22 protein-coding genes are annotated in these 24,479 nt (G+C 65.2%); 15 read left to right on the forward strand and 7 right to left on the reverse strand.

The window, feature by feature from the left end; translation table 11 throughout:
- Nucleotides 1–267: 267 nt before the first annotated feature.
- Together SJY41_RS22025 and SJY41_RS22030 are read right to left on the reverse strand one after the other, a co-directional pair.
- On the reverse strand, nucleotides 268–1,026 hold the full coding sequence (locus SJY41_RS22025; RefSeq protein ID WP_380784471.1) for a VIT family protein: 759 nt from the start codon (nucleotides 1,024–1,026) through the stop codon (nucleotides 268–270).
- Nucleotides 1,023–1,673 (reverse strand): BON domain-containing protein, encoded by a 651-nt coding sequence (locus tag SJY41_RS22030; protein WP_380784472.1) that lies wholly within the window; start codon nucleotides 1,671–1,673, stop codon nucleotides 1,023–1,025. Before SJY41_RS22030 ends, SJY41_RS22025 begins: the two co-directional genes overlap by 4 nt.
- Before the next feature lie 222 nt (nucleotides 1,674–1,895).
- Here SJY41_RS22030 and SJY41_RS22035 point away from each other — a divergent pair, with 222 nt between their 5' ends.
- The 15 genes from SJY41_RS22035 to SJY41_RS22105 all read left to right on the forward strand — a co-directional run bounded on the left by SJY41_RS22035 (nucleotide 1,896) and on the right by SJY41_RS22105 (nucleotide 18,418).
- Nucleotides 1,896–2,714: a universal stress protein gene (locus tag SJY41_RS22035; protein ID WP_380784473.1), complete on the forward strand. Its 819-nt coding sequence runs from the start codon at nucleotides 1,896–1,898 to the stop codon at nucleotides 2,712–2,714.
- 10 nt (nucleotides 2,715–2,724) lie between these two features.
- Entirely contained in the window at nucleotides 2,725–3,708 is a 984-nt protein-coding gene (locus SJY41_RS22040; protein WP_380784474.1) for a zinc-dependent alcohol dehydrogenase family protein, read from the forward strand.
- Between the two features lie 169 nt (nucleotides 3,709–3,877).
- Nucleotides 3,878–5,353 carry an FAD-binding protein gene (locus tag SJY41_RS22045; RefSeq protein ID WP_380784475.1) on the forward strand — a complete coding sequence of 492 codons (1,476 nt, stop codon included), beginning with the start codon at nucleotides 3,878–3,880 and terminating at the stop codon, nucleotides 5,351–5,353.
- Nucleotides 5,350–6,258: an NAD(P)/FAD-dependent oxidoreductase gene (locus SJY41_RS22050; protein ID WP_380784476.1), complete on the forward strand. Its 909-nt coding sequence runs from the start codon at nucleotides 5,350–5,352 to the stop codon at nucleotides 6,256–6,258. Before SJY41_RS22045 ends, SJY41_RS22050 begins: the two co-directional genes overlap by 4 nt.
- 77 nt (nucleotides 6,259–6,335) lie before the next feature.
- Nucleotides 6,336–6,476: a hypothetical protein gene (locus SJY41_RS22055; protein WP_380784477.1), complete on the forward strand. Its 141-nt coding sequence runs from the start codon at nucleotides 6,336–6,338 to the stop codon at nucleotides 6,474–6,476.
- Between the two features lie 127 nt (nucleotides 6,477–6,603).
- On the forward strand, nucleotides 6,604–8,187 hold the full coding sequence (locus SJY41_RS22060; protein WP_380784478.1) for a PAS domain S-box protein: 1,584 nt from the start codon (nucleotides 6,604–6,606) through the stop codon (nucleotides 8,185–8,187).
- On the forward strand, nucleotides 8,180–8,803 hold the full coding sequence (locus SJY41_RS22065) for a response regulator transcription factor (protein ID WP_380784479.1): 624 nt from the start codon (nucleotides 8,180–8,182) through the stop codon (nucleotides 8,801–8,803). The genes SJY41_RS22060 and SJY41_RS22065 overlap by 8 nt, the downstream gene beginning before the upstream one ends.
- A gap of 73 nt (nucleotides 8,804–8,876) precedes the next feature.
- Nucleotides 8,877–9,296 carry a response regulator gene (locus tag SJY41_RS22070; RefSeq protein ID WP_380784480.1) on the forward strand — a complete coding sequence of 140 codons (420 nt, stop codon included), beginning with the start codon at nucleotides 8,877–8,879 and terminating at the stop codon, nucleotides 9,294–9,296.
- Nucleotides 9,297–9,413: 117 nt separating this feature from the next.
- Nucleotides 9,414–11,075 carry an oleate hydratase gene (locus SJY41_RS22075; protein WP_380784481.1) on the forward strand — a complete coding sequence of 554 codons (1,662 nt, stop codon included), beginning with the start codon at nucleotides 9,414–9,416 and terminating at the stop codon, nucleotides 11,073–11,075.
- Nucleotides 11,076–11,202: 127 nt separating this feature from the next.
- On the forward strand, nucleotides 11,203–11,808 hold the full coding sequence (locus tag SJY41_RS22080; protein ID WP_380784482.1) for a general stress protein: 606 nt from the start codon (nucleotides 11,203–11,205) through the stop codon (nucleotides 11,806–11,808).
- A gap of 3 nt (nucleotides 11,809–11,811) precedes the next feature.
- Nucleotides 11,812–12,999 carry an NAD(P) transhydrogenase subunit alpha gene (locus tag SJY41_RS22085; protein WP_380784483.1) on the forward strand — a complete coding sequence of 396 codons (1,188 nt, stop codon included), beginning with the start codon at nucleotides 11,812–11,814 and terminating at the stop codon, nucleotides 12,997–12,999.
- Between the two features lies 1 nt (nucleotide 13,000).
- Entirely contained in the window at nucleotides 13,001–13,342 is a 342-nt protein-coding gene (locus SJY41_RS22090) for an NAD(P) transhydrogenase subunit alpha (RefSeq protein WP_380784484.1), read from the forward strand.
- A gap of 1 nt (nucleotide 13,343) precedes the next feature.
- Complete coding sequence (locus SJY41_RS22095) at nucleotides 13,344–14,795, forward strand: NAD(P)(+) transhydrogenase (Re/Si-specific) subunit beta (RefSeq protein WP_380784485.1); 1,452 nt, start codon at nucleotides 13,344–13,346, stop codon at nucleotides 14,793–14,795.
- A 21-nt stretch (nucleotides 14,796–14,816) separates the two neighbouring features.
- Nucleotides 14,817–17,393, forward strand: coding sequence for a magnesium-translocating P-type ATPase (gene mgtA, locus SJY41_RS22100; protein WP_380784486.1), 2,577 nt, complete (start codon nucleotides 14,817–14,819; stop codon nucleotides 17,391–17,393).
- Nucleotides 17,390–18,418: a YbhN family protein gene (locus SJY41_RS22105; RefSeq protein ID WP_380784487.1), complete on the forward strand. Its 1,029-nt coding sequence runs from the start codon at nucleotides 17,390–17,392 to the stop codon at nucleotides 18,416–18,418. The genes mgtA and SJY41_RS22105 overlap by 4 nt, the downstream gene beginning before the upstream one ends.
- On the opposite strand, the gene SJY41_RS22110 is transcribed toward SJY41_RS22105, so the two are convergent.
- The 5 genes from SJY41_RS22110 to adhP all read right to left on the reverse strand — a co-directional run bounded on the left by SJY41_RS22110 (nucleotide 18,415) and on the right by adhP (nucleotide 24,333).
- Nucleotides 18,415–19,365, reverse strand: a complete 951-nt coding sequence (locus SJY41_RS22110) for a CHAD domain-containing protein (protein ID WP_380784488.1) — start codon at nucleotides 19,363–19,365, stop codon at nucleotides 18,415–18,417. The genes SJY41_RS22105 and SJY41_RS22110 overlap by 4 nt on opposite strands.
- A gap of 54 nt (nucleotides 19,366–19,419) precedes the next feature.
- Complete coding sequence (locus SJY41_RS22115) at nucleotides 19,420–19,710, reverse strand: hypothetical protein (RefSeq protein ID WP_380784489.1); 291 nt, start codon at nucleotides 19,708–19,710, stop codon at nucleotides 19,420–19,422.
- Nucleotides 19,711–19,826: 116 nt separating this feature from the next.
- A complete protein-coding gene (locus SJY41_RS22120) occupies nucleotides 19,827–20,894 on the reverse strand; it encodes an acetate/propionate family kinase (RefSeq protein WP_380784490.1) in 1,068 nt (355 codons plus the stop codon).
- The gene (locus tag SJY41_RS22125) at nucleotides 20,894–23,299 is read right to left on the reverse strand and encodes a phosphoketolase (protein ID WP_380784491.1); all 2,406 of its coding nucleotides are present in this window, start codon (nucleotides 23,297–23,299) and stop codon (nucleotides 20,894–20,896) included. The genes SJY41_RS22120 and SJY41_RS22125 overlap by 1 nt, the downstream gene beginning before the upstream one ends.
- A complete protein-coding gene (gene adhP / locus SJY41_RS22130; RefSeq protein ID WP_380784492.1) occupies nucleotides 23,296–24,333 on the reverse strand; it encodes an alcohol dehydrogenase AdhP in 1,038 nt (345 codons plus the stop codon). The genes SJY41_RS22125 and adhP overlap by 4 nt, the downstream gene beginning before the upstream one ends.
- Nucleotides 24,334–24,479: the final 146 nt, after the last annotated feature.

Genomic DNA, 24,479 nt, shown 5'->3' on the forward strand with positions numbered 1-24,479 from the left:
GCAGGAGCCGAGGACAAATGAAGAATGGGTCGGCGGACAACGTTCGCGTCACGCTCTGGCGCGCTCGATACGCCAACTACCAAGGAGCTGTCGGTGATCATGGGGTTTGCGATCCTTGCTGAACGATCGCGAGAACCCGGTGGTCGAGCGGCGATGCGTCGAGCCCACACTACCTCGGACCCCGATCAGGGATCACCGTCGGGAACTACGCAGGACGCGAAGCGAGGATATGCGCCGACCGTCAGATCAGGCTCGTCGATGGGTTGATCAGGCTGCTGTCCCGATAACGCTGCCGATACCGGCGGTCGCGGCCATCGCGAAGGCACCCCAGAATGTCACCCGCACCGTGCCCCGCCAGACGCTGGCGTTGCCGGTTCGCGCGCCCAACCCGCCGAGGATCGCGAGGAAAGCCAATGACGACACGGAAACCGTTGGGATGAGCAATCCGGCTGGCGCGAGGAAAATGGCGAGCAATGGCATAGCCGCGCCGACGGTAAAGCTGGCCGCGGAGGCGAGCGCCGCCTGGACGGGCCGGGCGCGAGCCCCGACGGAAATCTCGAGTTCGTCGCGCGCATGCGCCCCGAGTGCGTCGCGCGCCATCAACTGGGTCGCCACCGACAGCGCTGTTTGGCCGTCCACGCCCCGCGCCTCGTAGATGCCGGCAAGCTCGGCGAGTTCACCAGCCGGATCGTCGGCGAGTTCGCGTCGTTCGAGCGCCACCTCGGCTTTCTCGGTGTCGGCTTGGGCGCTGACCGAGACATATTCGCCGGCGGCCATCGACATCGCACCCGCCACCAATCCGGCAGTCCCTGCGATGACGATAGCCGACGTCCCGGCCCCGCTCACTTGCGCCGAAGCCGCCGCAACACCGATGATCAGGCTCGCGGTGGATACGATCCCGTCATTCGCACCCAGCACGGCCGCGCGCAGCCAGCCGATGCGATCGACGACATGCCGTTCCCGGTGAGACGGTGGCGTTCGGTCTTTGGCCCTACTACTGCCGGATGGCGACTGCGTCGTGATCACACGACCTCGAGGAAATTCTCGACCTTCACCGCGCCCGGCGCCGCCCATGCGGTCTTCTCCGCGACCCGTCGATCATGGAGCGTATCGACCGAACCGCTCAGGCGGACGGTGCCACCATCGACCGAGACCTTGATCGTATCCGTATCGAAGAAGGGCGAGCGGTGTAGCGCCGTTCGGATGTCGTCGCGCACGTCGAGGACATCGACGCGTGGTGTGACGGTTACATGGTTGAGCACCCCGATCACGCCCGCGAGGGTTCGTACCGCGGTTTCGGCGGCTTCCTTTTCGAAGTGCCACCGCACCTCTCCGCGCAGACTGACCCAGCCATCCTCGACCTGCGCCTTGACCGCATCCTTGGGGATGGTCGTGTCCCACGAGAAGCGCTCGACGATCGCGCCGGCAATCGCCTCGTCACCCCGCTTGAAACGATCTTCAAGCTGCACATCGAGTTCCTCCGCGATCGCCTTGACGCCCTCGACGCGCGCTGCGGCACGTTCGGCTGCGAATTTGGCCGCGTAGCTTCCCACATGGCCGGTCAGCGTGACGATGCCGCCGCTCGCCGTGACGCCGATCTGGGCAGCTGGGACGCTTGGATCCCAGTTCAGTTCGGCCAGGACCGCCTTCTGGAGCTTGATATCATCGAACATGGAGATCTCCGTCGAAAGCCGGCCCGAAGCGCGCCGACCGGTGATGGATCAGGGGATACGCCGTGCTGCCAGAGCAAACAGCATCGGGAAGTACGCAGTTCGGGCGGCCGACAAGTGCGTTTCGACGATGCAAATGCGTAGTTTCCGATCCTGCCCTCTCCGCTCGAAATCCCGCAGGAATGGATGAAGTGATCGCGAATGCAGCGACACGGGAGATCAGGCGTGACCTATTCGACCTTGATGGTGCATCTCGATGGCGCGCGACCGAACGCGGCTGTGCTGGACGCGACGGCAACGCTTGCGAAGCAATATGATGCCCGGGTGATCGGAATCGCGGCGTGTGAGCCCGTCCAGTTCGGTGCCTCGGACGGATACATGGACGGCGCGCTCGCGGTTCTCGAGCGAGACATCGTTACCGACGAACTGGCGCATGCGAAGGTCGAATTCCACGCCCATGCAGGGTTGCGATCCCATGTTCTCGAATGGCGATCGATCCCGACCCTGGAAAACGTCGCGCATACCATCGCGATGCAGGCACGCTGCGCCGACCTGCTGATTACCGGCGTGGGGCCGGTGCCGGGCGACCTCTCTACGCATGCCGACACCGGCGACCTGATCCTGCGTGCCGGCCGTCCCGTACTGGTCGTGCCGGACGCCAACGTGACAGCGGATTTCCGGAATGTCGTCATAGCCTGGACCGACACGCGCGAATGCCGGCGTGCGGTGATGGATGCGCTGCCGATGCTCCATGGCGCCGACCGGGTGACGCTTGTCGAAGCCAGCAACGATCCCCTGGGCGCGCGCGACGGTATCGAGGACCTTGCGGGTTGGCTCGACCGGCATGGGATCGGCGCGGACCGCATCGTCTCGCGGATGAAGGGGTCGGGCGCACAGACGCTGGCGGCGATCGCAACCGAGGTCGAGGCGGACCTCGTCGTAGCCGGCGCCTATGGGCATAGCCGCATTCGGGAATGGGCCTTCGGTGGCGTCACTCGCGACCTGTTGTTGCACGAGCGGCGCTGTACGCTGCTGTCGCACTGAGCCCGCCATCATGCATGCGATGATCCTGAAGGCGATCGGTCGCCCGCTAGAGTGGGGCGAGTTACCGGATCGCCAGCCAGGCCCGGGGCAGATCCGGGTCAAGGTGTCGGCCTGCGGCGTCTGCCGCACCGATCTCCACGTGGTCGACGGCGAGCTGGCCGCCCCACAGGTGCCGATCATACCGGGCCACGAGATCGTCGGGCGCGTCGACGCGCTCGGCGCGGGGGTCGACGCACTCCGGATCGGCGAACGCGTTGGCGTGCCGTGGCTGGGCTATACCTGTGGCGTCTGCCCCTATTGCCGGATTCACGCGGAGAATCTGTGCGATCGCCCGCTCTTCACCGGCTACACCCGCGACGGCGGCTTTGCGACCGCGGTGGTGGCAGAAGCGCGGTATGCCTTCCCGCTCGGCGAGGACGGCGACGACGCGGCACTGGCCCCCCTCCTCTGCGCTGGTTTGATCGGCTGGCGATCGCTCGGCAAGACCGGCGAGGCCAAGAGGCTCGGCCTCTACGGCTTCGGCGCGTCCGCTCATATCGTGGCGCAGGTCGCCGCGTGGCAGGGTCGATCGGTCTATGCGTTCACCAAGCCGGGCGACCTGAAGACGCAAGACTTCGCGCGGTCACTGGGCGCGGTCTGGGCTGGCGGGTCCGATGAGATGCCGCCCGAGCCGCTCGACGCCGCTATCCTCTTCGCCACTGTAGGCGATCTGGTGCCGCTCGCGCTCAAGGCCGTCCGCAAGGGCGGCCGGGTCGTGTGCGCCGGAATCCACATGAGTGATATCCCGAGTTTCCCGTACAGCCAGCTGTGGGAAGAGCGCGAGATCGCATCCGTCGCCAATCTCACCCGCCAGGATGGGCTGACCTTTTTGAAGCTGGTCCCGGAGATCGGCATCGTCACCACGATCCATCGCTATCCGCTGCAGCAGGCGAACGAAGCGCTCGGGGACCTGCGCGCGGGCCGCTTCGACGGCGCCGCCGTCCTCCTTCCCTGACGCCGCAGCGAGCGAGGTCGCTGTCAGCGACTAGTGCGTAGTTCCCGATGGGCTCGGATCGCCCGCACATTGGGTAGTCCAGCGTAGCGTCGATCGAAGGCGTGACGATCCCAATTCCTGCTGTCCCGAGCCGATCCCGGTCGCGATCCCCCTTTCCGAGGCAACCATCATGACTCTGGCGCCACTACACTGGGACGAAGAGGCGGAGGTCGTCGTCGTCGGTTACGGCTTTGCCGGGGCGACGGCGGCCATGGCGGCCCATGACGCTGGCGCCAAGGTGCTGCTGCTCGAAAAAGCGCCGGAAATTCACAAGGGCGGCAACAGCCGTGTCTCCGCCAACATCGTGTTCTGGCCGGACGATGTCGACAAGGGCAAGGCGTACTTCCGGGCGATGGCCGGCCCGTTCATGGACGACATCCCGGAAGAAATGCTGGACGTCTGGGCCAAGGAGATGTTCGCGAACAGAGCGTGGCTCGAGGGCCTGGGAATGACGCCCGTCGAGATCCCCTATGTCGAGTTCCCCGATTTCGCAGGCGCCGAATGCGTCAGGGTCCTGTTGAACGGTGAAGGGCCGATCGGCGGTGAGCGGTTGTGGAACCTGATCGAAGCGTCGGTCGAGGCGCGCCACCTTGATACGCGGTACGAGACTGCGGTCATCCATCTGGTCCAGGAAGAGCGGGAGATACTCGGCGTCATCGCCGAACGGCAGGGAAAGCGCGTCGCGATCCGGGCTCACCGCGGTGTCGTTCTTACCTGCGGCGGCTTCGAGAACAATCCCGTGATGATCCGCAACTATGTCAGCGGGCTGCCCAGGGTATTCCCGGTTGGCACGCCCTACAACACGGGCGATGGCATCCGCATGGCGCAGGAAATCGGCGCCGACCTGTGGCACATGAACAATGTTTCCGGGCCGATATTGTCCTTCAAGGCAGAGGAAATCCCGGTCGCCCAATGGCTGAACTTGCCGCATGGGCAGAGCTACATTTTCGTTGGCGCGGACGGCACCCGGTTCACGATGGAGGGCGAGCCATGCTCGGTCGGCGACGCCCATGGCAAGGTCAAGCGACATGGCCAATGGGGCCAGCAAACCCTGCCCCTGCCGATCTACATGATATTCGACGAAGCCTACCGGACTGCCGGACATATCGGGAAGGCGGGTGCGGATTGGGACGTCAGTCATGGCAACCGGTACGACTGGAGTGACGACAATCTTCGCGAGGTAGCGAAGGGCTGGATCAATACCGCGGGAACAGTGCGCGAACTGGCCAGCCTGATTGACGTTTCTGCCGAAGCGCTCGAAGGCACCGTCGCGCGCTTCAACGCGTCGGCAAAAGACGGCGACGATCCAGATTGGGGTCGGGGCCGGGCGACGCTGGCGCCCATCGAGACCGGCCCGTTCTATGCTATGGAATTGACGCCGGCGCTCGTGAACACGCAGGGCGGACCGAGGCGGAACGCTCAGGCGCAGATCGTCGGCATTGATGGCGAGCCGATCGGTCGGCTTTTCTCGGCAGGTGAGCTCGGCTCGATCTACTCGTTTCTCTACCAGGGCGGCGGCAACATCGCGGAGTGCTTCGCCTTTGGCCGGGTCGCCGGACGCAACGCGGCAAAAGGTATATCCGACAGCGGCGCTTCCCAGTCGTGACCGATACCCTCGACTGCCTGGTTATCGGCGGCGGCCCGGCAGGGTTGACCGCGGCTATCTACCTGAGCCGGTTCCGACGCAGCGTCCTGGTCATCGACAAGGGCTGGAGTCGCGCCAAGTGGATCACGCTCAGCCATAATCTGCCGGGCTTCCCCGAAGGCATCTCGGGAGCCGCCTTGTTGGAGCGGCTGCGCGACCAGGCCCGTCGATATGGCGCCGTGTTGGAGCACGGCACGGTCGAGCGACTGCACCCCGCCGCCGATGGCCTGTTCGCCGCCGAGATGGGCGGCACTGCCATTCTCGCGCGTACGGTCGTGCTCGCGGGGGGCGTGGTGGAGAACAACCCGCCCCTCCCGCATGTCGCAGACGCGGTGAAGAACGGTCTCATTCGAACGTGCCCCATCTGCGATGGCTTCGAGGCGATTGGCAAAAAGGTCGCGGTGCTTGGCGATGGAGAGCATGCCGCCGCCGAAGCGTTGTTTCTGCGAACCTTCTCATCGCACGTCACCTTGTTGCTGCCAGCTGAAGACGCGGTTCTTCAACCGGAAACGCGCGCCGCGCTGCTGGCCGCGAACGTCGACACCTACTGCGTCGCGGTCGGCTCGGTCACGATCGGGGCCGACGGCGTGACGGCGGTAGGGGACGGTGGTGGTCTCCCACACCGGTTCGACATGGTCTATTCGGCGTTCGGTATCATCCCCCAGACCATGTTGGCGATCGAGGCCGGCGCAAAGGTCGACGCCGCCAACCGGCTCCTCACCGATGAGCACCAGGAGACAACGACCCGCGGTCTCTTCGCGGCCGGTGATCTGGTGCGCGGCCTTAACCAGATCGCCGTAGCCGAAGGCGAAGCCGCTATCGCCGCGACCGCGATCCATAACCGATTGGCGAGATCGGTAGCCTAGTTATCCGTGAAATTGCGGAAAACCACAATATGACGTCGTCGCTGGAAAGCCCACTACATCTCCGACGGGAGAGAGAGATGGCGACCATGACCCAGGCGTTTCAAAAGTATTTCGAACCGCTGATCACGATGAACCGTAGGATTTCCATCGGTGGTGGTGTTCTGGCATTGATACTAATTGGCGAGGGCGCGATGTCGTTTATCAAGCCGTTTGCTTAACATGGGTCAAATAGCCTCGTTGAACGTTGACGGGTTACGGGTTGCCGACGGTTCGGGAACGTGCCGGACCAAAGGCAGACGTTATGATGAGCCATCGCCACGCCCCTCGACCAATCGAACCTCCGGTATGAGTGGTGACCGGTCCTTTACTGCACAGGAAGCCGCCGATGCCACCGCACGGCAAAACGCGGCGATGGCGGAAGAGCTTGGGCTGCTGATCGACGGCGCAACGAGCTATGCGATCTACATGCTCGATCCGACAGGTCGCGTAACGATCTGGAATCTCGGTGCCGAGCGCATCAAGGGCTGGACCGAGGCAGAGATCATCGGCTCGAATTTCGCGAAATTCTATACGCCGGAGGATGCAGCCGCCGGCAAGCCAGCCGACGATCTTGCGCGAGCCGCGGCTTGCGGCCGCATCGAGGAAGAAAGCTGGCGGATGCGCAAGGACGGCTCGGAATTCCTCGCCAGCGTCACGATTACCGCACTCCGAAATGATGCGGGCGACCTGCGTGGTTTCGGCAAGGTGATCCGGGACATCACGGACCAGAAGGCCGCAGAAGCGGCGCTGGTACGACGCGAACACCATCTGCGTTCGATCCTCGCGACCGTACCCGATGCGATGATCGTCATGGGCGAGGACGGCATCGTGACGTCGTTCAGTGCGGCCGCCGAGCAGGTATTTGGGTATGCGAAGGCGCAGGTTGTCGGGAACAACGTGGGCATGCTGATGCCGCCGAGCGAACAACGCGACCATGACGATCACCTGCGCACCTATCTGCGGACCGGCATACAGCATGTGATCGGCAACGTCCGCATCGCCACCGCGCAGCGCGCCAATGGCGAGATCTTCCCGATCGAACTGGCGGTAGGCGAGGCGGTAATCGCAGGCGAGCGCATCTTCACCGGCTTCGTTCGCGACCTTACCAATCGTCAGCTGACAGAACGCAAGGTCAAGGAACTTCAATCCGAGCTGGTCCATGTCTCGCGCGTGAGCGCGATGGGCACGATGGCCTCGACGCTCGCCCACGAAATCAACCAACCGCTGACGGCGATCGCCAACTATCTCGAGACGACCCGCGCGATGATCGGCCCGATGACCGGAGGGGCCGAAGACGGATTGCTTGGCGAGATCGCCGAGGCGCTCGACCTTGCCGCCGCGCAGTCGCTGCGCGCAGGCACGATCGTGCGCCGTCTGCGCGCCTTCGTCGATGGCGGCGATACCGGTTTTCAGATCGAGCGGCTCGACGAACTCGTCGAGGAAGCGACCAGCCTCGGCCTGCTCGGCGCGCACGAAGCGGGGATCGAGGTGGTCATGACGATTGCCGCCGGCCTCGACAAGGTCAGGGTCGACCGCGTCCAGATCCAGCAGGTGCTGGTCAATCTCATCCGCAACGCGATCCAGTCGATGGCCGGATCGCCCACCAAGACGTTGACGATCGCGACCGCACCCGATCGTGCGGGCTGGGTGCGGGTCACCGTCGCCGACACCGGCGCCGGCCTAGACCCCGACATCCGCGAGCGACTGTTCGAGGCGTTCGCCACGACGAAGGAGGACGGCATGGGCCTCGGTCTGTCGATCTGCCGCACGATCGTCGAAGCACATGGCGGTCGGATCTGGGCCGAGGCGGCACCGGGCGGCGGGACGGCGTTCCACTTCTGCGTGCCGCTCGCGGACGACGACCCGGCGATAGGAAACGAAAATGTCTGATCCTGCACGCACCATCCATATCGTCGATGATGACGAAGCTATTCGCCAGTCCGTCGGCTTCATGCTGCGCAAGGCGGGCCACGTGGTGGAGACCTATTCGTCGGGCACCGTATTTTTGAAGACCACGACGCGCGCAACGCAGGGATGCGTGTTGCTCGACGTTCGCATGCCCGAGATCGATGGACTTGAGGTTCAAGCGCGTCTGGGAGCGCAGGGTATCACGCTGCCGATCATCATGCTGACCGGTCACGGCGACGTCACGCTCGCTGTCCGTGCGGTCAAGGCCGGAGCCATCGAATTTCTTGAGAAGCCGTTCGAGCGGTCAGTGCTGCTGCAAGCGATCGACGAAGCCCTCGACCAAGCCCGCCGCATCGATCGCAGCCATCTCGCGGCGAGCGAAGCGGTCGTGTCCCTGGCGGCGCTGACGGCGCGGGAGCGCGATGTCCTGGACGGAATGGTGGTCGGCCGGCCGAACAAGCTGATCGCCTTCGACCTCGGGATCGCGACGCGAACCGTCGAAGTTCACCGTGCCAACCTCATGGAGAAGCTGTCCGCGCGGAGTTTGTCGGATGTGCTGCGGATCGCCTTTGCGGCCGGCCTCGGCGAAGCGGCCTGACTACCCTCGCCTTCTACGTACAGACGGCGGGTACTTCGACATGCGATCCTAAGCTCAATTCAAGGAACCCCGCATGTCAGACGACACCATGATCTCTACTCCGGCAGGTATCGGCGTTTCGCTTGTCGATGGCGACCCGGTGGTACGCCATGCCCGGCAGCTGATGCTTCGGTCGGAGAAGTACGAAGTCCGTTCCTATGCGACGTGCGCCGCGCTGTTGGCCGACCCGCGCTCGCGGGACTATCCGTGCATCATCCTCGACCTAGAGATGGAGGATGTCGATGGGCAGGATCTCCTGCGGCAGATGCGCGCGACGGGCTGGCGCGGCAAGGCGCTGCTGCTCGATGGCCTCCACCCGGATAGTCCGATGCTGCAGGAAGCCGAACGCCACGGCGACCAGGTTCTGGAGCGCACCGTCGGCGACAGGGCATTGCTGACCGCGATCGCCGGCTCGATCGACCATAGCTGGGCCGGTTGGAACGCCGTAGGCTGACGCTTAGGTACTTTCCGACGCTGTGCCGCGGGGGGCCCCTAGCGATAGTCGACATCTCGCCCAGCCAGGTAATCGCACCCGCTTCGGGTCCGACGGCAGCGGCACGGAGACATCGCGATGATCATCAGCCCCGAGGGTGCCGCGCTTGCAACCTTCACGCGTCCCGCTCGCCGCGCTGGCGGCAAGGCCTATCTCGTCGGGGGCGGCATCGCGTCGATGGCGGCGGCAGCCTTCATGATTCGTGACGGCGACATGCTCGGTGCCGACATCAAGATCCTCGAAGAAAGCGGGGTGATCGGCGGAAGCCTGGATGGATCGGGCAGCCCGGAAGACGGCTATGTCCTGCGCGGCGGTCGCATGATCGAGAGCAAGTATCTCTGCACCTTCGCGCTCTTCGACTCCATCCCGGCGCTCGAGGGAAAGGGCACGGTCACGCAAGAAATCCTGGCGTGGAACAAGACGATGCAGACATCGTCGAAATCTCGATTGTTCGTCGATGGTCACCGCGAGACCGCCCCCGACTTTGGCCTCACCGAACGTCATATCCTGACGATCGAGCGTCTCGCGCTCGAGCCGGAAGCGTTGCTGGGCCGATCGAGCATTGAGGATCAGTTCGACCCGGCGTTCTTCGAGACCAATTTCTGGTTCATGTGGTGTACGACGTTCGCCTTCCAGCCCTGGCATAGCGCCGTCGAGTTCAAGCGCTATCTGGTCCGTTTCGCGCACATGGTTGGCGGCTTCAATCGGCTGATCGGCATCATGCGGACGGTCTATAACCAGTATGACTCGCTGGTACGGCCCCTGCGCAAATGGCTCGACGATCGCGGCGTCGTGTTCGAGACGGATACGAGAGTGGTCGATCTCGACTTCGTCCACCGCGATGGCGGGGATGCGGTAACCGGGATCGTGATCGAGAAGGCCGGGAAGCGCGATCGCGTCGAGATCGCCGAGCAGGACTATGTCCTCGTCACGCTCGGTTCGATGACGGAGGCCTCGACGCTGGGCGGGATGGATAGCGTCCCGGTCCTCCAGGGCAAGGCCGATGGCGGTGCGTGGCTGCTCTGGCAGAATATCGCCGCCGGCCGAGGCGACTTCGGGCGACCATCGGTGTTCGCCGATCACATCGACCAGTCGAAATGGGTGTCGTTCACGACCACGCTCGACAATCCGACGTTCCTCGATCTCGTGCGCGACGAGACGGGCAACGTGCCCGGCGAAGGCGGTCTGATCACCTTCCCCAAATCGAGTTGGCTCGCGTCGATCGTCATCCCGCATCAACCACATTTCATCGGCCAGCCCGCTGACATCACCGTCTTCTGGGGATACGGCCTGAAGGTCGATGCGATCGGCGACTTCGTGAAGAAGCCGATGTCAGCCTGTACCGGGCGCGAGATCATGACCGAGATCATCGGACACCTCGGGCTGTTGCCGCACAAGGAGGCGATCCTCGGTGCTGCGAACTGCATCCCCTGCATGATGCCCTTCATCACCAGCCAGTTCCTCCCCCGCGAGCATGGCGATCGACCGCAGGTCGTACCCAGCCAGTCGGTGAATTTCGGCTTTGTCGGCCAATTCTGCGAACTGCCCGAAGACGTCGTGTTCACGGTCGAATATTCGATCCGCTCGGCGCAGGTCGCGGTATCCGAGCTGTTCGGCCTCGATCGATTGCCGCCCCCGGTCTATCAGGGAAAGCTCGATCCGCGCGTGCTCCTGAAGGCGTTCGTCGCGTTGCACGATCTTGGAAACGACCCGGTGCCACGCGTGCTCGACACCGTGTGACAGCGTCGTCCCAGGCGGGCTGGCAGGCGTGCCGGCCTGCCACCCTATGCCGATAGGTAGTTCCCGACGCTAGTGACCTCGGCACCATCTTCTAGGGTTTGGATCTGCCAGATCCGAGGAAACTCCCATGAAGTTCAGCCATTCCATCGTCGCCGTGTTCGACGATCACGACCGAGCCGATGCCGCGGTCAAGGCGCTGGCCGCTTCGGGGTTCGCACTCCGCCGCTTGAGCGTCGTCGGCAAGGGCTTCCACACCAGCGAGACCGCGACCGGGTTCTATAACACCGGCGATCGCATCCGCTTCTGGGGATCGCGCGGCGCATTCTGGGGAAGCCTGTGGGGCCTTTTCATGGGCGGGCTGTACGCCACGGTGCCGGTGGTCGGCGGCGTCGTGTTGCTTGGCCATCTCGCTGCGGCCGGCATCGCCGCGATCGAAGGTGCGGTGGTCCTGGGCGGCACGGGAGCACTCGTGGCCGCGTTGACGAGCCTCGGAGTCCCCGAAGACAGCATCGTCACCTACCAGACCGACGTGGAGTCGGACGGCTTCCTCGTCATGGCTCATGGCACCGCAGGCGAGATGGAACGGGCCAAGACGACCCTCGAGCCGCTCGCACCGCGCCGGATCACCGTCCACCATGCCGATCGCCTGCAGGATGGGCCACACCAGCAGCTCGACGGAGAGCTTCCGATCCCGGCGGCGATTCAACGCGCGCCGATAAGTACGGTCGCCTGAGCGATGTACGTCAATGTCGCCGTCCTCAAGGAAACACGCGTCGGCGAGCGGCGGGTCGCTCTGGTCCCGTCGGTGACGGCCAAGCTGATCAAGCTCGGCGCGCGTCTGCATATGGAAACCGGTGCCGGACTGGGCGCTAGCCACGCCGATAGTGCCTATACCGACGTGGCGATCATGACCGATCGGCTGGCGATGGTCGCGGCTGCGGACGTCGTCCTCGCAGTCCAGCCGCCCGATCGCGCGGTGATCGAGGCGATGAAGCCGGGCGCCATCCTGATCTCCTTCGTCTACGCCGAGAAGGAGCCGGATCTGGTCCGCGCGTTGACCGATCGGCAGATCACCTGCTTCGCAATGGAACGCGTGCCCCGGATCACCCGTGCTCAGGCGATGGATGCGCTGTCTAGCCAGTCGGCTCTGGCCGGCTATTATGCGGTCCAGCTCGGTTCGACGCATCTGCGCCGCATCCTTCCGAAGCTCACCACGGCCGCCGGCGCGATCGGCCCTGCCAAGGTACTCGTCATGGGGCTGGGTGTCGCAGGTCTCGAGGCGATGGCGACCGCACACCGTCTTGGTGCCGTCGTCGAAGGCTATGATGTGCGGCCCGATACCCGCGAGCAAGCCTTGTCGCTCGGGGCAACGTTCGTCGAGACCGGCGTCGATGCGCGCGCCAAGGGCGGCTATGCCCGCGCGCTGACCGATGCCGAAGCTGAGGTGGTCGCCAAGGTCGTCACGCAGCATCTGGCAGCTGCGGATCTCGTCATCACGACGGCGGCCATCCCGGGAAAGCCTTCGCCCAAGCTGATCAGCGCTGCGCAGCTGCGTGGCATGAAGTCGGGCGCGGTGATCGTCGATCTATCGGCCGAGGGTGGCGGCAATTGCGAGGATACACGTCCCGGCGAGACGATCGAAGTTGACGGGGTCACGATTGTCGCACCGCTGAACGTGCCGTCGCTGATCGCAGGGGATGCGAGCGTCCTGTACGCGAAAAACCAGTACAATCTGCTCGCGCTGATGATGGGCGACAATATCGTGAAGATCGATTGGCAGGACGAGATCCTCGCGAAGACGGCGCTGACCCACGAGGGCAGCATGCGCGACGGTTCGCCGCCGCCCGAACCCGCCAACGCCTCAGCTGCGACAAGCGTGCGCGTACCCGCCTTCGCCACCGGCGGCCATGATCGGACACGATGACATGACCACGCACCTCGCCGTCACCGGCTTTTCCGCGCTCTACATCCTGATGCTCGCCGGGTTCGCCGGCTGGGTCATCATCGGCCACGTCCCGGCCATCCTGCACACGCCGCTGATGTCGGGGTCGAACTTCGTCCACGGCATCGTCGTCGTGGGCGGCATCTTCGCGCTCCTGAACGCCGCGACGACGCAGGAGCAGGTCATCGGTTTCCTGGCGGTCCTGCTCGGAGCGGGGAACGCCGCCGGCGGCTATGCAGTCACCGATCGCATGCTCGCGATGTTCCAGCCGAGTACGGCAAAAACGCACCCTGCCAAACGCGCGCACCGCGCCAGAAAGGGCTGACATGGTCTCCACCATCGCCACGCTTGTCGTCGGCGCGACCGGCCTGATCGCCGCATTCCTGCTTTTGTTCGGACTGAAGCGCATGTCCTCGCCCGTCACCGCGCCGTCCGGGATCACGGTCGCCGGGATCGGCATGCTCGTCGCGATCGGCGCGAGCTTCCTCTACGCGTTCGATGTCGAAGCCGCGGCGCGGCCGCATCTGCCGGTGAATATCGCCCTGGCCCTGGCCGCCCTGGCGCTTGGTGGAGGCTTCGCGTGGTGGAGCGGGCGCAAGGTCGCGATGACCGCGATGCCGCAGATGGTGGCCCTCTACAACGCGATGGGCGGTGGCGCGGCGGGCGCGATCGCCGGCGTCGAGCTACTCGGCGACCGGGCCACGGGAACGACCCAGCTCGTCGTCACGCTGCTCGGCGCGTTGATCGGCGCTATTTCATTCTCGGGTTCGATCATCGCCTGGGCGAAGCTCGACGGCCTGATCGACAAGCCGCTTCGGCTCCGCGGACAGCAGATTCTCAACGGCGCGGTCATGTTCCTGACGATCGCGATTGGCGGCTATATCGTCGCGAGCAGCATCGGCGTCTTCGCGCCCGTTGTCACTACGCCGACCGCGGTCGCGGTGTTCTTTGCCAGCGCGGCGGTCTTCGGCATCCTGATGACGCTACCGATCGGCGGCGCGGACATGCCGGTCGTCATCTCGATCTTCAACGCCTTTACAGGGCTTGCCGTCGGTCTCGAGGGCTATGTGCTCCAGAACCCTGCGCTGATGGTCGCAGGCATGGTCGTCGGGGCGGCCGGCCTGCTCCTGACGCTCTTGATGGCCAAGGCGATGAACCGGTCGGTCGGCAACGTCGTCTTCACGAACTTCGGACCCGCGGCGAAGCAGAAACGGGGCGCGATTACGGGAAGCCTGAAACCAATGGACCCGAGCGATGCCGGCATCGCGATGCGCTATGCCGCCAGCGTCATCATCGTCCCCGGCTATGGTCTCGCCGTCGCGCAAGGGCAGCAGAAACTCTACGAGTTCGTGAAGCTCCTCCAGGCCGCCGACGTGAAGGTCCGGTTCGCGGTACATCCCGTCGCGGGGCGGATGCCGGGGCAGATGGACGTGCTGCTCGCCGAGGCCGGCGTCCCCTACGACCTGATCTTCCAGCTCGAGGACATCAACGATGATTTCGCCGCGACCGATATCGTGTTGGTCATTGGCGCCAACGACGTCGTCAATCCGGCGGCACGGACCGACAAGGCGTCACCGATCTTCGGCATGCCGATCCTCAATGCCGACAAGGCCAAGCAGGTGTTCGTCGTCAAGCGCGGCGAAGGCAAGGGCTATGCCGGTATCGTCAATACGCTGTTCTACGGCGAGAATTGCAGCATGGTGTATGGCGACGCGCAGGCCGTCCTGATCAAGATGATCGAGGGCGTTCGTGGGCTGGGACTGGCGGCGGCGGCATGACCCGCGGTTCGATGGTCTCCGGTGGACGCTGATCCGGCGGCCACGCGCACGCTGCCACCGCCAACCGCTCCGTTCTGGACGCAGTCAGCCGACGCGCTGCTCGGGAAACTCGGTGCCACGCCCGATGGCCTGAGCGTCGTGGAAGCGTCGGCACGGCTGGCGTCGCATGGTCCCAATAGCGACAGTGCCGAAACGCGCGTGGGATCGATACGCGCGATCGTCCGTCGGCTGCTGGAGCCGTTGTCGCTGATCCTGCTTGCTGCCGGCATCGTGTCCGGAGCGACCGGTGACGCCATCGGCGGATCGATCATCGTTGTCATCCTCGCCGTCTCGGTCCTGCTCGACACCTACCAGGAGGGCCGCGCCGTCCATGCCGCCGAGACGCTGCGCCAGTCCGTTGCGGTATCCGCCAGCGTCCGACGCGGCGGCGCATGGACTGAGGTCCCAATCGATTCCGTGATCCCTGGCGACATCGTGCGGGTGAAGGCCGGCGACATCATCCCGGCCGACGCGCTCATCCTCGAGAGCGTCGCTTTCACCGCGAACGAGGCGGCGCTGACCGGCGAGCCCTATCCGGTCGACAAGAAGCCCGGCATCGTAACGGGCGAGACCGCGGCTGAGGCGACGAACGCACTGTTCAGAGGGGCGATCGCCCAGACCGGCTCGGCGACGGCGCTGGTCGTCGGCACGGGACGCGACACGCTGTTCGGGTCGGCCGCAGCCGCTTTGGCGATCGCCCAGCCCCCCTCCCCGTTCGAGCGCGACCTGCATGCCTATGGCCTGTTGACGACGCGTCTCACGCTGGCGCTGGTCGTCGTCGTCCTGGCGGCGAGTATCTTCCTCGGGCGGCCGCTGCTGCAATCGCTGCTGTTCGCGGTCGCGCTGGCCGTCGGGCTGACACCCGAGTTGCTGCCGATGATCACCACCGTCACGCTGTCGCGCGGCGCGATGCGGATGGCGAAGCGCAAGGTAATCGTGAAGCGCCTTGCGTCTATCCACGACCTCGGTGCGATGACGATCCTGTGCACCGACAAGACGGGCACGCTGACCTCGGCGCAGATCAGCCTTGCACGCAGCATCGGCCCGGCAGGCACCGATGGTCCCGAACCTTCCCGGCTCGGCGGGATCGCAGCGGCCCTTGGCGGCGACCATGGCGCGCTCGACGTCGCCCTTGTCACGGCGACTCCCAAGGCGGCTGACGGCTGGACGCTCGCCGCGCAGAGCGTATTCGATTTCGAACGGCGGCTCGGCTCGGTCCTGGCGCAGGGCCAGGATGGCTTGGTCCTGATCTCGAAAGGCGCGCCCGAGGCGGTGCTGGCCGCGTGCTCGACCTCCAGCGCCGGCGTTCTCGATCCGGCAGCGCGCGACGCCGTGTTGGAGCAGGTCCGCCAACTCGCCGAGCAGGGCCTGCGCGCCATCGCGATCGCGTCGCGCCGCTGGACAGGCGCGGTGCACTCCCCGGAAGCGGCCGACGAGGCGGGCATGGTATATGAGGGGCTGTGCGCCTTCGCGGACCCGCCCAAGGCAACGGCGCAGGCCGCGGTCGCGCGGCTGAAGGCGGCCGGCATTCGCCTGAAGATCCTCTCGGGCGACGATCCGGTCGTGGTGGGGCGGCTGGCCGGACTCGTCGGTCTTGCGACCGAGCGGGTCCTGTCAGGTGCGGACATTGCGCGGCTCAGCGATGACGCGCTTGCCGTGCAGGTCCGCTCTGTCGACGCTTATGGCCGGCTGACGCCGGACCAGAAGGCGCGGCTTGTCCGCGCGCTTCAGGCAAGCGGCGCCGTGGTCGGATATCTGGGCGATGGCATCAACGACGCGCCGGCGCTCAAGCTCGCCGACATCGGCCTGTCGGTTGAGGGGGCGGCCAGCGTTGCACAGGCATCGGCCGACATGATCATGCTCGACAGCGATCTGGGCGTCGTCGCGGACGGCGTCGAGGAAGGACGGCGGACGTTCGCCAACATCCTGAAGTACGTCCGGATGGGGGCCAGCTCGAACTTCGGCAACATGCTCTCGATGGCGGCGGCCTCGCTGTTCCTGCCTTTCCTGCCGATGCTGCCGACCCAGATCCTGCTCAACAATCTGCTCTACGACGTATCGGAAATCGGCATCCCGTTCGACGGGGTCCGCCCCGAAGCCGTCGCGCGGCCGCAGGTCTGGGATATGCGCGGCCTGATCCGGTTCGCAGCGGTCATGGGTCCTCTTTCATCGGTTTTCGACCTGCTGACCTTTGCCGGGCTGTCGCTCGTCTTCCATGTCGCGCCGGCCGAGTTCCGCACCGCCTGGTTCCTGGAGTCGATGGCGACGCAGATCCTGGTGATTTTCGTGATCCGCACCAATGGTCGGCCATGGGCGGACTTGCCGCGCCCGGCGCTGGCGGCATCATCGCTTGGTGCGCTGGCGGTGGCAATGATTCTGCCGTTCACGCCGGCTGGCAGCTGGTTCGGTTTCGTGACTCCTCCCCTGCCCGTGGTGTTAGCGCTCGGTGGCGTGACAATCGCCTATCTCGTGATGGCGGATCTGCTGAAGACGTTCCTGTTCGAGCGCCTGCACCGCCCGGTGGCCCATCGCTCGCGCAAGCGTGCCCACCGGGCATGACCATGATGACGTCGCTTCGCCGCAGTCTGCTGCGACACACCGGGTGGATTCTTGGTCTCGCGGCGATTGCGCTCGTCGTGACCGCGGTCGTGCGGATCGGGGATCTGGACGCGTTCGCCGCGATGCTGCGCAGCGCGCGTCCGGGATGGTTGTTCGCAGCGCTCGTCCTTCAGGCTGCGACCTATCTCTGCGTCGCCACCGGCTGGAAGATCGTCCTCGCGGCGGCGGGAACGCCGAAACCGATCACGCGGCTTTTTCCGATCGCGATCGGCAAGCTCTTTGCAGATCAGGTCGTGCCGGTCGCCGGCATGGGCGGGAACATGTTCGTCGTCGATCGGCTGACCGGGCTCGGCGTCAAGCGGGGTACTGCCGTGGCGGCATTATTGGTGTCGATGACCGGCTTCTATGCGGCCTATTCGATCTGTGCGCTGGCGATGCTGGCGATCCTCTGGGGCAAGGGTCTTGCGTCGCTGTGGATCGGTGCCTTCGTGCTGCTCTTCCTCGTAGTCGCGCTCGCGATACCGGCGCTGGCGATCTTGATCCGGTGGCGCGGTCGACACCCCCTGTCTCCCATGCTCGCCCGCTTCGCCGTCGTTCGAAACCTCATGCTGATCGTCGGCGAGGCACCGGGCAGTCTGCTCGCCGATCGCGGTCTCATCTCTCGCGCGGCTGCCGTGAACGCGCTCGTGTTCCTCGCGGACTCCGCAAGCTTGATGGCCTGCTTCCTCGCGCTCGGTCAGGATGTTTCTTTTCCCACCGCGTTCGTCGCGGTCATGGCGGCCTCCATGGTCGCGACGCTCGGACCCATCCCGCTTGGCCTCGGCACGTTCGAAGCCGGCTCAACGGGGATGCTGAGCCTCATGGGCGTACCGCTCGAGGCAGCGCTCGCAGCGACCCTCCTCCTGCGCGTGTTCACCCTGTGGCTCCCGCTGCTTCCGGGATTCGTGCTGATCCGTGCTGCGTTGCATACCAAGGCAGCGATGCGGTCGCAGACGGTGGAAACCGCAGGTCGACGTCACGCCTAGCGCGACGGCCGGTCTCGACCCCGATCATGGGGCGCCGACGCCCAGAACCGTCGGGTACGCCGAAACACGTCATGCGAGCGCTTAAGGTCCATCAGCGCCGAGCGTCGTCGGTGTCTGTTCCAACGTTCAAGCGCTTCGACGGACGTGGCACAATCGGCTCGGCCGTCCGACTTCAGTTCGGCGACGAGCTGCTTGGTGACCGCGGCGTCGTTGGCAAGTCCGAGGATCTCCTGGAGCGCCATGCAGTGCGTGCGATAGGTCTCGACGTCTCCAGTGGCGAACGTCCGGGTGAAGCTGCCCGTATCGTCAAACAGTCTGTCGAGCGATTTGCGGTAGGTATGGAGCATGCGGGCCGAGAGGCGGCGGACATGGCGCCCGCGCTTAGCGGTCCGCCGAGCCATCCGGTCGAGAAGGACTGGGGCGCTGATCGCAATCGATCGGAAAAAGCACGCGTCGCGATAGTGCGGGGACGAACGATGCTTTGCACGGCTCAGGATCGCCAGACGATCGAGCAGGAGTGTGAAACGAGCCCCTTGAAGGGCGCCCGTCACGGCGCGATGCGAGGCGGCGCGGTGGGTCTGTGCGGCATCCAACAACGCCGGGGAGGCCACGGAAGGGCGTGCAAGCCGCGCAGCCGGTAGGGTCTCGAGGCAGAAGACGTCCCAATCGCGACCGACCCCGCAAATCCGGCAGACCCGCTGCAGATCCCGGTCCAGCGATGCCATCCCTGCGACAGGCATCATCGGAGAGAAGAGCTGAAGCACCGCCCGCGCACCGCGGAGCGCGATGCGCAGACGGTGAAGGCCTTCCGGGTTTCCACCCAAAGTGGGTCCGATATTCGTCTTGATCTGGATCAGCTTCGAGTCGAGAATGATGCGGAAGGCCGCTGCCGTGGACAGGTCTGGCTCGATGACCGTGATCGCGGGAGATCGCAGGGCTTCCGCCATCTCAAGACTTGAGGGCTGAATGGAAAACGGCAGCGTTCGCCGCGGCGCTGGGCATCACGCGAGCAACAGCGACGCCAGTTGCCGTTCTTCGTCTGCCAGCGCGAGGATCATCGTCTTCTCCTGTCCCGTTCCGGTTGGAACGTCGGCGCGCGTCGCGTTCGCCAGCAGCGCATGGAATGTCGGGCGACCCGGACGCGCGATCAGCGCATCGATCTCCTCGCCGTAGAGCCGCGCCAGCGTCAGATGCGCGATCTGGGCGCAAGGTCCGGCAGCGGCCGCCGCCATGGCTAGCGAGTCCTCTACGCGTCTGCGAAGATATTGCGTCTCGGCTTTCCGTTCGGTCATGGGCAATATCCTCGTCGGCCGCCCGACCTCGGGTCCCGCATGGTGCGGCGACCGACCGGTGGGGTTCCGTGAGAAAAGTCATATCCCGTATCCGGCGGGGCGTCGGGCATCGGAAATCACGTACCTGCCTGGGACCGCCCGGCGGTCGGCGGTGCCAAAAGCGACGCATGGCGTGCGATCTGGTCGTCTTCCTGCGACGCAATCATATTGACCCGAAGCCCGGGAAGCCAGGCGAGCCCTGTGCGGATCGACTGCACCGTCGCCGCGTCGTGCTCGCCTATCCCACCGGTCAGCACGAGCATATCGATCCCGCCGAGCGAGGCCGCCATCGCGGCGACCTGTTTGCACACCGAGCGCTCGAACATCCGAATCGCCAGATCAGCATTGATATCGGCCCCATTGGCAGCCCGCAGGCGGCGCATGTCGCCCGAAAGCCCGGAAACTCCCGTCATGCCCGAGCCGTGGTCGATCATGGTGGCCAAGGCCTCTGTGGACATGGCCTTCTCGCGCAGCAGATGGAGCAGCACCCCTGGATCCAGGTCGCCGGTGCGGGTCGCCATCATCACGCCGCCGGACGGCGTCAGGCCCATGCTGGTGTCGATCGATCGACCATTCTCGACCGCGGTAATGCTGGCACCGTTGCCGAGATGAGCGATGACCAGGCGCTGCGGCACATCGTCTCCCATCTGGCGGATGATCGACTCGCACGACAGCCCGTGAAAACCGTACCGCCGGAGCCCATCGGCGCGGTACGCGAGCGGGATCGGCAGCGTCCGCGCAACCTCGGGCATCCCCGCGTGGAAGGCCGTATCGAAGCATGCCACCTGCGGCACCCCCGGATAGCGCGCCTGCGCCATCCGGATCAGTGCAAGCGACGCCGGCCCGTGCAGCGGCGCGAAGGCGCAGGCCGTCTCGAGATCGGCCATCACCGCGTCGTCGATCACGCAATGCTCTGAGCGATGCGGGCCACCATGGACGATCCGGTGGCCGATTACGGTGGGGGCTGGCGCGCTTACTTTGCTGAGCGCTGTGGCGACAGCGTCGAAGAAGCTACCATGCGCGTCGGCGGTCTCGATCGTGCCGCTGAGGAGCGATGCAGGGACGCCGCTCTCCACAGCATACAGTCCGTATTTCAGCGACGACGACCCGCTGTTGAGCGCCAGCACCACCGCGTCGGTCGGCATCAGCGCCTCCACTGCCAGTCGCGCACCTCCGGCATGTCGTCGCCATGCTCGGCGATGTAGAGCTTGTGGCGCTCCATCGTCGTCCAGTAGCGCGCGGTCTCGGCCGGCACTCGGTCACGGAGCCGCGGGATGCGCTCGATCGCGTCGAGCGCCAGGCGATAGCGGTCGAGATCGTTCAGCACGACCATGTCGAACGGCGTCGTCGTCGTGCCCATCTCCTTGTAGCCGCGCACATGAATGTTGGCGTGGTTGGCACGCGCATAGGTGAGCTTGTGGATCAGCGCCGGATAGCCGTGGAACGCGAAGATCACTGGCTTGTCGCAGGTGAACATCGCGTCGAACTCGCGGTCGTCCAAGCCGTGCGGGTGCTCGGATCGCGGCTGCAGGACCATGAGGTCGACGACATTGACCACCCGGATGCGGATATCGGGCACATAGGCACGCAGCATCGTGACCGCGGCCAGCGCCTCCAGCGTCGGGACGTCGCCAGCACACGCCATCACGACGTCGGGTTCCGCATCGTCCCCGGCCCAGTCCCAGACGCCGGCGCCTGCCGTGCAGTGCCGGACCGCCGCGTCGATCCCTAGCCACTGCCATTCGGGCTGTTTGCCCGCGACGATCACGTTCACATAGCCGCGGCTGCGCAGGCAGTGATCGGCGACCGACAACAGGCAGTTCGCGTCCGGCGGCAGGTAAATCCGCGCCACGTCCGCGGTCTTGTTGGCGACATGGTCGATGAACCCCGGGTCCTGGTGCGACAGCCCATTATGGTCCTGTCGCCAGACATGCGAGGTCAGTAGATAGTTGAGCGAGGCGATCGGCCGGCGCCACGGGATGCCCTTCGTCACCTTCAGCCATTTGGCGTGCTGGTTGACCATCGAGTCGATGATGTGGACGAACGCCTCGTAGCACGAGAACAGCCCGTGGCGGCCCGTCAGCAGATATCCCTCGAGCCAGCCTTGGCAGAGGTGCTCGCTCAGTACTTCCATCACGCGGCCATCGGGCGAAAGGTTTTCGTCGACGGGCTCGATCTCGGCCATCCAGACCTTGCCGCTGACGCCGTACACGTCGGCCAGGCGGTTGGAGGCGGTCTCGTCGGGCCCGAACAGGCGGAAGTTCACCGTCGCCAAATTGAGCTTCATGACATCGCGCAGATATGCCCCGAGGACGCGGGTCGCCTCGGTCTTGACCTGGCCGGCCTCCACGACCGGAACCGCATAGCTGTGGAAATCCGGCAGCGACAACGGCACCATCAGTTCGCCGCCATTGGCGTGCGGGTTTGCGCCCATCCGGCGGTGCCCGGTTGGCGCGAGCGAAGCATATTCGTCGAGAAATTTACCGTCGGCGTCGAACAGCTCTTCAGGACGATAGCTACGCATCCATGCCTCGAGCTGGCGCAGGTGCTCGGGATCCTTGAAGTCGGCGATCGGCACCTGATGCGCACGCCACGTGCCCTCGACGGGCTTGCCGTCGACGAACTTCGGTCCCGTCCAGCCCTTGGGCGTCCGGAACACGATCATCGGCCAGCGCGGGCGCTCGGGCACCACGCCCTCGACACGCGCTTCAGCCTGGATCTCCTGAATGCGCGCCAGCGCACGATCCATCGCAGCGGCCAGCGCCTGATGGACCGTGTCGGGATCGCTGCCCTCGACGAAATAGGGCTCATGGCCATAGCCGCGCAGCAGCGCATCGAGTTCATAGGGCTCGATGCGTGCCAGGATCGTCGGGTTGGCGATCTTGAATCCGTTGAGATGCAGGATCGGCAGCACCGCCCCATCGCGCGCGGGATTGAGGAACTTGTTCGAGTGCCAGCTTGTCGCCAGCGCACCGGTCTCCGCCTCTCCGTCGCCAACTATACAGGCGACGATCAGGTCCGGGTTATCGAATGCCGCACCGTAGGCATGCGCCAGCGAATAGCCAAGTTCGCCGCCTTCATGGATCGACCCCGGCGTCTCGGGCGCGACATGGCTCGGGATACCGCCCGGCCAAGAGAATTGCCGGAACAGGCGGTGCATGCCGCTGCGGCTGCGCTCGATCGCGGGATAGCGTTCGGTGTACGAGCCTTCGAGATAGGTGTTGGCGACGAGGCCCGGCCCGCCATGCCCCGGCCCGATGACGTTGATCATGTTGAGATCATGCTCGACGATCAGGCGATTGAGGTGGACGTAGAGGAAGTTCAGCCCCGGCGTCGTGCCCCAGTGGCCGAGCAACCGCGGCTTCACGTCGGCGATCGTCAGCGGGCGATCAAGCATCGCATTGTCACGCAGGTAGATCTGGCCAACCGACAGATAGTTGGCGGCGCGCCAATAGGCGTTCATCCGCCTCAGCATGTCCGACGTCAGCGGCTGCTGTAGGTAGGGAACTTCCCGGACGAAACGCTGATTTGGAAGCGTAGTCGTACTCATGACTGACTTCCAAAATCGAGGACGACACGCGAAGGCACCTTGCCGTGTTCGAGGCGGTCGAACACATCGTTGATTGCCGACAAGGGCTGGAGCTCGATGTCGGCCTTCACCTTGCCGTCGGCGGCAAAGGCCAAGGCTTCGGCCATATCCTTGCGGGTGCCGACGAACGAGCCGCGCACCGTGATGCAGGCCGCCACGACGTCAAACAACGGCAGCGGAAAGTCGCCGGGCGGCAGGCCGACGAGGACGCAGGTTCCGTGCCGCCGCGTCATCGCGACACCCTGGTTGAATGCGGTCAGCGACGGGGCAGTGATGAGCACGCCGTGCGCACCCCCTCCTGTGCCGTCCTTGAGCGCGGTAATCGGATCGCGCTCGCGCGCATTGATCAGGAGTTCCGCGCCGAGTGCCTTCGCGTGCGCCAGTTTGTCGTCATCGACATCAACCGCGCAAACGCGAAGACCCATCGCCTTGGCATATTGCACGGCAAGATGCCCAAGTCCGCCAACCCCGGAGACGGCAACCCATTCGCCCGGTCGCGCGCCGGTTTCCTTCAGCCCCTTGTAGGTGGTGATGCCGGCGCAGATGATTGGCGCAGCCTGAACAGCGGATAGGCCGTCGGGGATGTGCGCGACGTAATTCGGGTCGGCGAGGATGTATTCGGCGAACCCACCGTTGCGTGTGTAGCCGCTGAACTGGATCTCGGGACACACCGTTTCCCAGGCCGAGAGGCAATATTCGCAGTGCCCGCACGCCGAATACATCCAGGGCACACCAACGCGGTCGCCTTCCTTGACGATCGTCACGCCTGCACCGAGCGCGACGACGATCCCGATTCCCTCATGACCGGGGATGAACGGTGGCACGGGCTTGACCGGCCAGTCGCCGCGCGCGGCATGAAGATCCGTATGACAGACGCCGCAAGCCTCCGTCCTGACCAGGATCTGGCCCGGGCCTGGGACGGGCACGCTCTGCTCCCGCAGCACCAAGGGCTTGCCGAATGCCTCCACAACGGCGGCTTGCATCAAATCAGGCATGGAGATTCCTTGAGTGCGCGGGATCGCTAAGCTTTAGAGCTGCCACAGCGCACCTGATTACACCTGCCGCCGTCGCGCTCTCACCCTCGGAAATTACGCAGTTTCGTTAGGGTCGCTGTTGGCTGCCCGGAATGCACGGGCTCAGC

The sequence above is a fragment of the Sphingomonas sp. R86520 genome (genome assembly GCF_042466285.1).
In the GTDB taxonomy this organism is placed as follows: domain Bacteria; phylum Pseudomonadota; class Alphaproteobacteria; order Sphingomonadales; family Sphingomonadaceae; genus Sphingomonas.